This is a genomic window from Variovorax sp. GW823-FHT04F07 (genome assembly GCF_058795995.1).
In genome coordinates, this window is sequence record NZ_JBXAIG010000010.1 from 109,926 (window position 1) to 122,381 (window position 12,456).

The following is a 12,456-nucleotide window of genomic DNA, read 5'->3' on the forward strand; positions in this document are numbered from 1 at the left end:
GGATTGTTCGTGCACCATACCGCATTGGCAAGCGCCGGCCATGCGCAGGCGGCTATCGATAACCCTGAGAAAGTGACGCCATGGAGACAACGCCCGCCACCCCGCAACGCTTGAAGGAACTGCCGCCGCGCGTGCAGCAGCCCCTGCACGCCTACCTGCGCGACCACGCACGCACGCGCGGCGACGCCACCGCCTGCCTCTGGTACGGCCAGGCCCTGAGCTGGGCCGAGCTCGACCGCGCGAGCGACGCCTTCGCCGCGCGCCTGCAGGCACTGGGCGTGGCCAAGGGCGAACCCGTGGTGCTGTTCCTCAACAACTGCCCGCAGTACCTGGTGGCGCACTTCGGCATCCAGAAGATCGGCGCCATCGTCTGCCCGAGCGGCCCGCTCAACAAGGAGCACGAGCTGGCCTACCAGGTCAACGACCTGAAGGCGCGCGTGATCGTCGCGGCTGCGCCGCTGGTGCCGGTGGTGCGCAAGGTGCAGGCCGAGAGCGCACTCGCGCATGTGTTCGTGGTGCACTACGCCGACCTGCTGCCCGCCGAGCCCACGCTCGACCTGCCGGCCGAACTGGCCGCCGAGCGCACGGCCGAGCGCACCGTGCCCGAAGGCTGCGAAGACTTTCTCACCGTGATGCGCAGCGGCGCCACGCCGCAGCCCGTCGCCATCGACATGGACGACATCGCGCTCATGACCTACACCTCGGGCACCACCGGCCTGCCCAAGGGCGCGATGCTCAGCTACGGCAACGCGCTCTTTAAGACGCGCGCCGCGGCCGACTGCAACGGCGTGGGGCCTGGCGACGTGCTGCTGTCGATCGCGCCGCTGTATCACATCGCCGGCATGCTCATGGGCGTCAACGTGCCCGTGCTCAGCGGCGCCGCCTCGGTGCTGATGCACCGCTTCGATCCGCGCGCCGTGCTGCAGGCCATTGCCGCTTACAAAGTGAGCTGGTGGTACAGCATCGCGCCGATGAACGTGGCCTGCATGCAGGTGCCCGACATCGCCCGCTTCGACCTGTCGAGCCTGAAGATGAACCCGGTGACCAGCTTCGGCATCGCCTTCACCGAACCGCTGGCCGCGCAGTGGCGCTCGCACGCCAACCACTGCAGCTCGTTCGAGGCCGCCTACGGCCTGAGCGAAACCCACACCTGCGACACCTACACGCCCCACGTGGCGCCGCGTTGGGGCACGCAGGGCGTGCCGGTGCCGGGCGTGACCATCCGCATCATCGACACCGACACGCAGGCCGACATGCCCACGGGCGAGGTCGGCGAGATCGTGCTCACCAGCGCCGGCTCGTTCAAGGGCTACTGGAACAAGCCCGAGGCCACGGCCGCCACCTTGCGCAACGGCTGGGTGCACACGGGCGACATGGGCAAGCTCGACGCCGACGGCTACCTCACCTTCATCGGCCGCTTCAAGGAAATGATCAAGGTCTCGGGCTACAGCGTGTTCCCCGAAGAGGTCGAGACCATCCTCATCAAGCACCCGGCGGTGGCGCAGGCGGCGGTCATCGCGCAGCCCGACCCCGAGAAGGGCGAGGTCGTGAAGGCCTTCATCGTGCGCAAGCCCGGCGCCGCGCTCGAGGCCGACGCGCTCGTGGCCTGGGCGCGCGAGAACATGGCGAGCTACAAGGCGCCGCGCGCCGTGAGCTTCATCGATGCATTGCCCACCACGGGCGCGGGCAAGGTGCTGCGCCGCCTGCTCAAAGACAAGACCTGAAAGGCTTCCTCGCGTGTTTTCCAAAGTTCTGATTGCCAACCGCGGCGAGATCGCCGTGCGCCTGGTGCGTGCGCTGCGCGACCTGGGCATCGCCAGCGTGGCGGTGCATGCGCGCGACGATGCCGCCGCGCTGCATGTGCAGCTGGCCGACGTGGCGGTGGCGCTCGACGCGACCGGCCCTTCGGCCTACCTCGACGTGGCCGCGTTGATCGCGGTGGCGAAGGCGCAAGGCTGCGATGCGGTGCATCCCGGCTACGGTTTCCTCAGCGAACGTGCCGACTTCGCACAGGCCTGCGCAGACGCGGGCCTGGTCTTCATCGGCCCCACGCCCGAGCAGCTGGGCCTGTTCGGCGACAAGGCCCGCGCCCGCGAACTGGCCGCGCAGTGCGACGTGCCCGTGATGCCCGGCAGCGCGGGCGCGGTGACGCTCGCGCAGGCGCAGGCCTTCTTCGCCGAGCAGCACGCGCAGGGCGCGGGTGTGATGGTCAAGGCCATCGGCGGTGGCGGCGGGCGCGGCATGCGCGCGGTGCTCACGGCCGACGAGCTGCCCGAGGCGCACGCGCGCTGCATGTCCGAAGCCAAGGCGGCGTTCGGCATCGAGGGCGTGTACGTCGAGCGCCTGATGCGCAACGCGCGGCACATCGAGGTGCAGGTGCTCGGCGACGGCAGCGCCGTGGCCAGCCTCGGCGAGCGCGAGTGCACGCTGCAGCGCCGCTTCCAGAAGCTGGTCGAAATCGCGCCCAGCCCCTCGCTGCCCGAGCCGCTGCGCGCACAGGTCACGCAGGCCGCGCTGCGCATGGCCAAGGCCGTGGGCTATCGCGGCCTCGGCACCTTTGAATTCCTGGTGGATGCCGCGTCGACCACCCTGCCTTTCGTCTTCATCGAGGCGAACCCGCGCCTGCAGGTCGAGCACACGGTGACCGAGGCGGTGACGGGGCTGGACCTCGTGCAGCTGCAGATCGCCGTCGCGTCGGGCGACACGCTGGACGCGCTCGGCGTGGAGGCCGGCCGCATGGCGCCGCAACGCGGCTTCGCGGTGCAGTGGCGCATCAACGCCGAGACGCTCGATGCGCAAGGCAACGCACGCCCCGCGGGCGGCACGCTCGCGCGCTTCGACCTGCCCGCCGGCCCCGGCGTGCGCGTCGACACGCACGGCTACGCGGGCCTCGCACCTTCGCCGCACTACGACACGCTGCTGGCCAAGCTCATCGTGCATTCACCGTCGCCGCGTTTCGCGGACGCGCTGCGCCGCTCGCTGCGCGCGCTCGACGAATGCCATATCGACGGCATCGCCACCAACCTGCCGCTGCTGTGCGCCATTGCCGCGCGGCCCGAGTTCGCGACGCAGGCGGTGCACACGCGCTTCGTGGAAGCGCACCTGGGCGATCTGCTCGCGGACGCGAAGGCGTTCGAGAAGCACACGAAGAAGGTGACCGCACCCGCCGCCACGAGCGCACCGGCGCCGGACGAAGAAGACGACGACGGCCTCACCGTCAAGGCGCCGATGCCCGCGAAGCTGGTGCAGTTCGAGGTCGCGGTGGGCGACGTGCTGCCCGCCGGCGCGCAGCTGGGCGTGCTCGAGGCCATGAAGATGGAGCACCTGCTGCACGCGCCCGTGGCCGGCCGTGTGCTGGCGCTGCTGGCCGCGCCCGGCGACTACCTCGTCGAAGGCCAGTCGCTGGTGCGGCTGGAGGCCGTCGATGCGCAGGGCGTCGAAGCGCAGGCGCGTGTCGCGCACGATCTCGACGCGATTCGCCCCGATCTGCAGAAGGTCATCGACCGCCATGCGCCCACGCTCGATGCGAACCGCAAGGCGGCCGTCGACAAGCGCCATGCGCAGGGCGGGCGCACCGCGCGCGAGAACATCGCCGACCTGTGCGACATGGCCGGCGACCCGGGCAACTTCATCGAGTACGGCGCGCTCGCCATCGCCGCGCAGACGCGCCGCCGCTCGCTCGAAGACCTCATCGCCAACACGCCGGCCGACGGCATGGTGACCGGGCTGGGCAGTGTCAACGCGAAGCAGTTCGGCCCCGAGAAGTCGCGCTGCGCCGTGCTGGCCTACGACTACACCGTGCTGGCCGGCACGCAGGGCATGCGCAACCACCACAAGACCGACCGGCTGCTCGCGGTGGCGCACCAGCTCAAGCTGCCGGTGGTGCTGTTCGCCGAGGGCGGAGGCGGACGGCCGGGCGACACCGACATGCCGATCGTCGCGGGCCTGAACAACCACACCTTCAGCCAGTTCGCGGCGCTGTCGGGCAAGGTGCCGGTCGTCGGCATCGTGCATGGGCGCTGCTTCGCGGGCAACGCGGCGCTGCTGGGCTGCGCCGACGTGATCATTGCCACCAAGGGCAGCAACATCGGCATGAGCGGCCCCGCGATGATCGAAGGCGGCGGCCTGGGCACCTTCGCGCCCGAGCAGATCGGGCCGAGCAGCGTGCAGTCGCGCAACGGCGTGATCGACATCCTGGTGGAAGATGAAGCTGCAGCCGTGGCGGCTGCGAAGCAGTACCTGTCGTATTTCCAGGGCCCGGTGAGCGACTGGCAATGCGCCGATCCGCGCACGCTGCGCCACGTGGTGCCCGAGAACCGGCTGCGCGTGTACGACGTGCGCGCCGCGATGCGCGGCGTGGCCGACACCGGCTCGCTGCTCGAGTTGCGCGCGGGCTTCGGCGCGGGCATCGTCACCGCGCTCGCACGCATCGAGGGCAAGCCGGTCGGCCTGATGGCGAACAACCCGCACCACCTGGGCGGCGCGATCGACGTGGAGGCGGCCGACAAATCCGCACGCTTCATGCAACTGTGCAATGCCCACGGGTTACCGATCGTGTCGTTGTGCGACACGCCCGGCTTCATGGTCGGGCCCGAGGTCGAGGCGCAGGCGCAGGTGCGCCACGTGTGCCGCATGTTCATGGTGGCCTCGCATTTGCGCGTGCCTTTCTTCGCGGTGGTGCTGCGCAAGGGCTACGGCCTGGGCGCGCAGGCCATGACCGCCGGCGGCTTCGACGCGCCCGTGTTCACCGTGGCCTGGCCCACCGGCGAGTTCGGCGCGATGGGCCTCGAAGGCGCGGTGCGGCTGGGCTTTCGCAAGGAACTCGCGGCTGTGCCCGAGGGTGCCGAGCGCGACGCGCTGTTCAAACAATTGGTGGCGCAGCAGTACGCGAACGGCGAAGCGATCCACATGGCGCAGACGCTGGAGATCGACGCCGTGATCGACCCGGCCGACACGCGCACCTGGCTGGTGCGCGGCCTGGCCTCGGCGACGCGGCCGGCCGAGGCGGTCTCGGCGTACGTCGACACTTGGTAATGCAGGCTTAGACCTCGTCACCTGCGCGGGCAAGGCGGCTCCGTACACTCGGCCGCTTTGCTTGCATGAATCTTCTCGCCCGTTGGCGCGCCCGTCTGCGCGACGCCTCCAACTCCCCTGCACACTGGATGGCCGTGATCGGCCTTGCGGTGTTGCTCGCGGGTGTGCAGGCGGTATGGGCCGACAAGCCCGTGCGCCAGCCGGTTGAGGAGCGCTGGGTCGCGAGCTGGGCCGTGGCGCCGCTGGACTTCCGCGAGCTGGCCGCGAACCCGCGTACCGCGTCCATGGGCGGGCCCGGTGCCCATGTGTTCCAGGGCCAGACCTTGCGCCAGTTGCTGCAACCGACGCTCGATGGCAAGCGCGTGCGCGTGCGCGTGTCCAACCGCTTCGGCAAGGAGCCGCTGCGCATCGCCGCCGCCACCGTGGCGCTGGGCACAGGTGCGACCGCCGTCTCGCCCGCCTCGTTGCGCACCTTGCGTTTCGGCGGGCGTGCCACCGTCACCGTGGCGCCGGGCGCAGAGGTCTGGAGCGACGGCGTGGCGCTGGCGGTCGAGGCCGGGCAGTCGGTGGCGGTCAGTCTCTTCTTCGACCGTGCGACGCCGTTCGCCACGGCCTACCTGCTGTCTGCGGACACGGGCTGGGTGGCAGCCGGCAACGCCGTCACGGCGCCCCGGCTGCCGAAGGCGACGCCGCTGCCGATGAACCACATCGTGACCGGACTCGACGTGCTCACTGCGCAGCCGATGCGCACCGTGGTCGCGTTCGGCGATTCGATCACTGCGGGGGGCGGTGAGTCGGGCAACGGCTCCTACCCGGAGATGCTCGCGACGCGGCTGCGCGACAGCCCGCACGCCGCGCAGGCGGTGTCGGTGATCAACACCGGCATCGGCGGCAACCGGCTGTTGGTGGACGGCATCGGCCCCAACGGCCTGTCGCGCTTTGCGCGCGACGCGCTGGGCCAGAGCAGCGTGACGCATGTCATCGTGCTGCTCGGCACGAACGACATCGGTCGCAGCGTGTTCGCGATGCTGCCTGCCGCCGGGGTCGCGCCGCATGACGTGCCCACGGCCGAGCGCATCACCGACGGATTCGGGCAACTCGTGAAGCAGGCGCGCGCCAAGGGCGTGAAGGTGCTGCTGGGCACCGTGCCGCCCTTCGGCAACACGCCCTACGCCACCGACGCCAACGAGGCCATGCGCGAGGCCGTGAACCGCTGGGTGCGCAGCCGCCAGGACGTGGACGGCGTGATCGATTTCGATGCCGTGCTGCGCGACCCGGCCGCGCCGCGTCAGCTGAATCCGACATTCGACAGCGGCGATCACCTGCATCCCAACCGCGCCGGCCACGCGGCCATGGCCGCGGCCATCGACCTGCGCGAATTGCAGGAATAAAGCGCGTCCGCGGCAGCGAAACAGCTCTACACAAGATTTCGCGCAGCGCTTACAGGCGCTTCACACGGTCCCGGCAGCATGAAGGCTCCTCCAACAACCATGGGGCTTTCTCATGAAAACACTCGCAGTCGCTCTTTCCATCGGTGCCGCTTCGCTGCTGTCGGTGGGCGCCCTGGCCGTTCCCACGGCCGCGCAGGCGCAGGCGGTGATCACCATCCAGGGGCCGCCGCCCCCGCCGCGCTACGAGCGCATGCCGCCGCCGCGTCGCGGCTATGTGTGGTCGCCGGGCCACTATGAGTGGCGTGGCGGTCGCCATGTGTGGGTGCGCGGCATGTACGTGCGCGCCCGCCCGGGCTATGCCTACCGCGCGCCGGAATGGCGCGAGAACAATGGCCGCTGGGAATACAACCGCGGCCGCTGGGACCGCGACGGCGACGGCGTGCCGAACCGCCAGGACCGGCGTCCGGACAACCCGTACCGCAATTGATCGATAGAGAGCGCGCGGCGCGCGCCCGGGGCTAGCGGATGCTCACCAGCTCGAGCACTTCGCTGACCTGGAACGCGCCGCCGCTCGCACCGCCGCGCGTCTGCACTTCGAAGCGGACGACGCGGCCCAGCTCCGGCGAGAACCACACGCTGGCGCGGTAGGTCCCGTACTGGTTGCCACTCCAGGCGCCCGCGTTCGCGAAGCGCTGGGTGTGGCCGCGGTAGTCGATCTTCACCACCTTCATCTCGCGGCCGTTGACCGGCAGCGTGGCGGCGTCGTCCACCACGTGGGCGCGCAGGTCCATCTTGATGCGCGTGCCGCCCATGGTGGCGTCGTATTCCGTGGCCCAGGCGGCGTCCTGTTCCAGGGTCGGGCGGGCCCAGCCGCGCGGCGGCATGACGCTGTCGAACTCGCCGGCCACGGCCGTCGTGACGCCGATCACTTCACCGCCCGGCTTCTCGATCCAGCCGCCGTTGTTGAAGCTGAGGCGGTCGTCACTGGTGGTGGCCGTGTCCGCGCGGTAGATCACCTTGCGGTACGTGTTGGTGAGGCGGTCGTGCAGCTGGTACTCCACGAGGCTCGGGCGCTGCAGCGACACGCTGGCCGGCGCGGGCTGCGAGGCCAGGCGCTCGATGGCCCGCTGGCCGCGCGTCGGCAGTTCCGCGATCCATGCGGCCGGCATGGCGAGGGTCGCCGGGGCCGATCCGGCGACGAGCCCCACGAGGCGGCCTTGCGCATCGAACAGGCCGGCACCGGCCAGGCCCGCCTCGGTCGGCGTGGCCAGTTGCAGCGACTCGAGCGCGCCCGCGGCGTTGCGGCGCACCCCGCCGAGCATGGAGATGCCGAGCGTGAGTTCGCGCCCGCGCGGCGATCCGATGACGTACAGCGGCATCCCGACCTGCAGCGCCCCCGCGGGCACGACGCCCAGGGTCGGCGACACGAGGTTCGCGATGCGCAGCTGGCACAGGTCGCGTTCGACGTCCGGATGCTCCAGCACGGCGCCGTAGCTCACGTTGTCGCGGCGCAGCGCCACGGCGCTGGCCTTGGCCAGCAGCTTGCAGCTGGTGACGGCCGTGCCCGGGCCGGTGGCGACCGCGCTGCCGGTGGCCAGGACCTTGCCCTGGGCGTCGCTGGCCTGCACGACCCAGACGCTGGGCGAGATGCGCGCGAACAGCGCGTCGGGCGCCAGCGGGGCGCCGCCGGCGCGGGCGTCCTGGGCGAAGGTGGCGGGCGCTGCCAGAGCGGCAGCAAGGGCGAAAAGCGGAAGCTGCAGGCGCATCTGGGAGCGGCGATGGAGTGGGTTAGCGGAACACGACCGTGCGGTGGCCGTTCAGCAGCACGCGGTGCTCGCTGTGCCACTTCACGGCGCGGGCCAGCACCTGGCTTTCGGTGTCGCGGCCGCGGGCCGTGAGGTCTTCGACCGTGTCGGTGTGGTCGGCGCGGGCCACGTCCTGCTCGATGATCGGGCCCTCGTCGAGGTCGGCCGTCACGTAGTGGGCGGTGGCGCCGATCAGCTTCACGCCGCGGTCATGTGCCTGGTAGTAGGGCTTGGCGCCCTTGAAGCTGGGCAGGAACGAGTGGTGGATGTTGATCGCGCGGCCGGCCAGGCTCTTGCACAGGTCGTTGCTCAAAATCTGCATGTAGCGCGCGAGCACCACGAGTTCGGCGCCTTCGGCCTCGATGATCTCCAGCTGCTTCGCCTCGGCCTGCGCCTTGGTCGCGGCCGTCACCGGGATGTGGTGGAAGGGCACGTTGTAGCTGGCGGCCAGCTGGTAGAAGTCGCGGTGGTTCGAGATGATGGCGCGCACGTCGATCGACAGCAGGCCGCTCTTCCAGCGGAACAGCAGGTCGTTCAGGCAGTGGCCTTCCTTGCTGACCAGGATCACGGTCTTCATCGGGTCGGCGGCGGCGTGCAGCTGCAGGCTCATGCCGAAACCGGTGGCGAAGGCCTTCAGCTCCTCGCGCAGCACGGCTTCGCTGTGGTCGCCGCAGGCGAAGCGCACGCGCATGAAGAACAGGCCGGTGCCGTGGTCGTTGTATTGGGCGGCCTCTTCGATGTTGGCGCCGCGCTCGAGCAGGAAGCCCGACACGGCGTGCACGATGCCCGTCCGGTCGGGACAGGAGAGGTTCAGGATGTAGGCAGGCGTAGTGGTCGTCATCAGGGGCAGGATTGTGGCAGGGGTGCCAGAATCGCGATTTTCCCTCCCCACATAACCGCAGGAGCGAGACATGGCCTTCCAGGACTTCAACATGGACAACCAGTGGTTGCCCTTCACGCCCAACCGCCATTTCAAGAAGGACCCGCGGGTGTTCGTGGCGGCCGACGGCATGACGTTCACCACGCACGACGGCAAGAAGGTGGTCGACGGCATCTCCTCGCTGTGGTGTGTGGGCGCGGGCCACAACCGCAAGCCGATCAACGAGGCGATCAAGAAGCAGCTGGACACGCTGGACTACGCCACCGCCTTCCAGGTCAGCAACGACAAGGCCTTCAAGGCGGCCGAAATGATCGCCGCGCTGGCCCCGGGCGACCTGAACAAGGTGCTGTTCTGCAACTCGGGCTCCGAGGCGGCCGACACCTCGATGAAGGTGGCGCTGGCCTACCACCGCGCGCGCGGCGAAGGGCACCGCAACGTGTTCATCGGGCGCGAGAAGGGCTACCACGGCGTGGGCTTCGGCGGCATGTCGGTGGGCGGCATCCCGGGCAACCGCAAGGTGTTCGGCTCGGCCTTCCTGCCGCGCGTGGACCACATGCGCTTCATCCACGACCCGGTGAACCATGCCTACATCCACAACGTGGAGCCGGTGTGGACCGAAGACCCGCTGGTCGAGCTCGAAACCCGCATCCTGCCGCTGCACGACCCGAGCAACGTGGCCGCGATCATCGTGGAGCCGGTGGCCGGTTCGGCCGGCTGGTACCTGCCGCCGCAGGGCTACCTGAAGCGCCTGCGCGAGATTTGCGACAAGCACGGCATCCTGCTGATCTTCGACGAGGTCATCACCGGCTTCGGGCGCATGGGCACCAACTTCGCGTCGGACTATTTCGGCGTGGTGCCCGACATGCTGAACTTCGCCAAGTGCGTGACCAACGGCGTGATTCCGCTGGGCGGCGTGATCTGCCGCGACAAGCTCTACGACGCGATGATGAAGACCGACGCGCCCGAGCACGTGGTCGAGTTCTTCCACGGCTACACCTACTCGGGCCATCCGGTGGCCTGCGCCGCCGCCATTGCCACGCTCGACCTGTTCAAGGAAGAAAACCTGTTCGCGCGCGCCGGCGAAATGGGCAAGGTGCTGGGCGATGCCTTCCACAGCACCTTCAAGGGCCTGCCGAACGTGGTGGGCATCCGCAGCCTGGGCCTGGCGGCGGCCGTGGAGCTCGCGCCCATCGCCGGGTCGCCGGGCAAGCGCGCCTACGAGGTCTTTCTCGACTGCTTCCACAAGGGCGCGCTGGTGCGGCCCGCGGGCGACGTGCTGGTGATCGCGCCGCCCTACATCGTCGAGAAGCAGCACATCGACACGCTGGTCAACACGCTGGCGGATTCGATCAGGAAGTTCGCCTGAGCACGCCCGCGCAGTAGTCCACCGGCGGCAGCGCCGGCGTGCGCCAGGTGGCGTCGTAGGCGTCGGTGTCGTCCTCGGCCGGGCCGCCGGCCTGCAGGTGGACCGTCTTCACCGACACGTCGGTCGGCAGGTGCTGCGGCACGCCCAGCACCTTGGTGACGTGGCCCGCGCCGGCAATCAACACCACCGTCTTTCCCGGCTGCCGGGCCTTCACCAGCGCCTGGGCCATGGCGCGGTCGCGCCCGACCTGGATGCGCGTCATGGGGCCGATCTGCGATTCGGGCAGCAGCTTGCAGTGGCCCTCGCGCACGGCCTCCTGCTGCGCGGCGTAGGCCTCGCCGTTGAGCTGCACGTCGAGCGAGACGTCGGCCATCGCGTCCTTCATGCGCGCACGCGGCAGGTTGGCGCCGACCACCGGCACGCCAGCACGCACCGCCGTCATCACCGTGGGGCCGTAGCGCGTCCAGGGCCAGGCCTTCTCGTTCCAGCCGAGGGCGGTCTGCACCTGGGCCTCGCTGGCGGTGGCGGGCAGGCGGGCGCTGCTGCGGCCGTCCTCGGCCATCTCGAGCGCCAGCGCGGCGAGCTGGCCGCGCTCGGCCAGGGCCTGCACGGTCTCGCGCTCGAGCGCGTGGTGTTCGGGGGCGTCGTGCTGCTCGCCGAGCAGCAGCGCATCGGCCGGCAGCAGGGCCGCCACGCGGCGCGCGACGGGCGCCTCGGCGGACAGCGCGGCGCAGCCGGCGAGCAGGGCGGCGGCGACCAGGGGCGCGAGGAACCGGGAAGCACGGGAAGGACGAGGAGGCATCCCGCCATACTATGCCCGGCGCCCTGCACCGGGCTGTCGTCCTTTTCCGCTGCTTTCTCTGCCCGTGTCCTTTCGTTTTCCCCTTCGCGTGCTGGCCACGCTGCTGCTGGCGCTGGCCGCCGCACTCGCCTGTGTCGCGCTGCACACCCCGCTGCCCTGGATGATCGGCCCGCTGTTCGCGGTGTCGCTGGCCTCGATCGCGGGCCAGCCGACCGCCAGCCACACGCCGCTGCGCAACCTGGGGCAGTGGGTCATCGGCACCGCGCTGGGCCTGTATTTCACGCCGCAGGTGGTGACGCTGGTGGCCGGCGTGTGGTGGGCGATCCTGCTGGCCATCGGCTGGGCGCTGGCGCTGGGCTGGGCGTTCGGCCACTGGCTGCACCGCGTGCATGCGGTGCGCATGCCGCATGTGCCGGCGAAATTCATGAGAGCCACGACTTACTTCGCAGGCGCCATCGGTGGGGCTTCGGAGATGACGTTGCTGGCCGAATCGGCCGGTGCGCGCACCGACCTGGTGGCCGCCGCGCACAGCCTGCGACTGATGGTGGTGACGGTGACGATCCCGTTCGCGATGCAGTGGAGCGGGCTGCACGGGCTGGAGATCAACCCGCCCGGCGTGCGCGAGGTGAACCCGGCCGGGCTGGCCCTGCTGGCGCTGGCCACCGGCGCGGGCGGGCTCGTGATGCGGGCGCTGGGCCGCACCAACCCGTGGTTCATGGGGCCGCTGCTGGTGGCGATGGGCTTCACGGTCGCGGGGCAGTCGCTGTCGGCGGTGCCGACCTGGCTGTCGAACATCGCGCAGCTGGTGATTGCCGTGAGCCTGGGCGTGCGCTTCAGCCGCGAGTTCCTGCACACGGCGCCGCGCTGGCTCGGCTCGGTGGCGCTGGGCACGGTCGGCATGCTGGTGCTGTGCGCCGGCGCGGCCTGGCTGCTGGCGGGGGCGACCGGGCTGCACCCGGCCACGATGATCCTGGGCACCTCGCCCGGCGGCATCGCCGAGATGTCGATCACGGCCAAGGTGCTGCAGCTGGGCGTGCCGGTGGTCACGGCCTTCCAGGTGTGCCGGCTGGTGGCGGTGCTGCTGATCGTGGGGCCGATGTACCGCTGGACCGAGCGCCGGGGCGCCTAGGCAAAGAAAAAGCGCCCCGCGGGGCGCTTTTTTTCCTTCGGGCGGAGCC

9 protein-coding genes are annotated in these 12,456 nt (G+C 70.4%); 6 read left to right on the forward strand and 3 right to left on the reverse strand.

The annotated features are described in order from the left end of the window. Nucleotides 1-80: 80 nt before the first annotated feature. From AC1RAA_RS29990 to AC1RAA_RS30005, 4 genes are all read left to right on the forward strand, one after another. Nucleotides 81-1,724, forward strand: a complete 1,644-nt coding sequence (locus AC1RAA_RS29990) for an AMP-binding protein (protein WP_492732650.1) — start codon at nt 81-83, stop codon at nt 1,722-1,724. 13 nt (nt 1,725-1,737) lie between these two features. Beyond that, a complete protein-coding gene (locus AC1RAA_RS29995; RefSeq protein WP_492732652.1) occupies nt 1,738-5,034 on the forward strand; it encodes a carboxyl transferase domain-containing protein in 3,297 nt (1,098 codons plus the stop codon). Nucleotides 5,035-5,099: 65 nt separating this feature from the next. Beyond that, on the forward strand, nt 5,100-6,425 hold the full coding sequence (locus AC1RAA_RS30000) for a GDSL-type esterase/lipase family protein (RefSeq protein WP_492732653.1): 1,326 nt from the start codon (nt 5,100-5,102) through the stop codon (nt 6,423-6,425). A 112-nt stretch (nt 6,426-6,537) separates the two neighbouring features. Next, a complete protein-coding gene (locus AC1RAA_RS30005; protein ID WP_159279682.1) occupies nt 6,538-6,912 on the forward strand; it encodes a YXWGXW repeat-containing protein in 375 nt (124 codons plus the stop codon). A gap of 31 nt (nt 6,913-6,943) precedes the next feature. Here the strand turns inward: AC1RAA_RS30005 and AC1RAA_RS30010 are convergent, their stop codons facing one another. Beyond that, a complete protein-coding gene (locus AC1RAA_RS30010) occupies nt 6,944-8,191 on the reverse strand; it encodes a S1 family peptidase (RefSeq protein WP_492732654.1) in 1,248 nt (415 codons plus the stop codon). A 22-nt stretch (nt 8,192-8,213) separates the two neighbouring features. Further along, on the reverse strand, nt 8,214-9,071 hold the full coding sequence (gene purU, locus AC1RAA_RS30015) for a formyltetrahydrofolate deformylase (RefSeq protein WP_062478396.1): 858 nt from the start codon (nt 9,069-9,071) through the stop codon (nt 8,214-8,216). Between the two features lie 70 nt (nt 9,072-9,141). Here purU and aptA point away from each other — a divergent pair, with 70 nt between their 5' ends. Beyond that, entirely contained in the window at nt 9,142-10,476 is a 1,335-nt protein-coding gene (gene aptA, locus AC1RAA_RS30020; protein ID WP_492732656.1) for an omega-aminotransferase AptA, read from the forward strand. Here aptA and AC1RAA_RS30025 read toward each other — a convergent pair. Continuing rightward, on the reverse strand, nt 10,460-11,278 hold the full coding sequence (locus AC1RAA_RS30025) for a ChaN family lipoprotein (RefSeq protein WP_492732658.1): 819 nt from the start codon (nt 11,276-11,278) through the stop codon (nt 10,460-10,462). The two genes, aptA and AC1RAA_RS30025, sit on opposite strands and share 17 nt — an antisense overlap. A 64-nt stretch (nt 11,279-11,342) precedes the next feature. On the opposite strand from AC1RAA_RS30025, the gene AC1RAA_RS30030 reads away from it, so the two are divergent. Continuing rightward, entirely contained in the window at nt 11,343-12,407 is a 1,065-nt protein-coding gene (locus tag AC1RAA_RS30030) for an AbrB family transcriptional regulator (RefSeq protein ID WP_492732660.1), read from the forward strand. Nucleotides 12,408-12,456 lie beyond the last annotated feature (49 nt).

Bases quoted from the DNA above. Each gene is read 5' to 3' on its own strand.
- AC1RAA_RS30005 (WP_159279682.1), top strand. From the start codon at position 6,538: ATGAAAACACTCGCAGTCGCTCTTTCCATCGGTGCCGCTTCGCTGCTG.
- AC1RAA_RS30010 (WP_492732654.1), bottom strand. From the start codon at position 8,191: ATGCGCCTGCAGCTTCCGCTTTTCGCCCTTGCTGCCGCTCTGGCAGCG.
- aptA (WP_492732656.1), top strand. From the start codon at position 9,142: ATGGCCTTCCAGGACTTCAACATGGACAACCAGTGGTTGCCCTTCACG.
- AC1RAA_RS30000 (WP_492732653.1), top strand. From the start codon at position 5,100: ATGAATCTTCTCGCCCGTTGGCGCGCCCGTCTGCGCGACGCCTCCAAC.
- AC1RAA_RS29990 (WP_492732650.1), top strand. From the start codon at position 81: ATGGAGACAACGCCCGCCACCCCGCAACGCTTGAAGGAACTGCCGCCG.
- AC1RAA_RS30025 (WP_492732658.1), bottom strand. From the start codon at position 11,278: ATGCCTCCTCGTCCTTCCCGTGCTTCCCGGTTCCTCGCGCCCCTGGTC.
- purU (WP_062478396.1), bottom strand. From the start codon at position 9,071: ATGACGACCACTACGCCTGCCTACATCCTGAACCTCTCCTGTCCCGAC.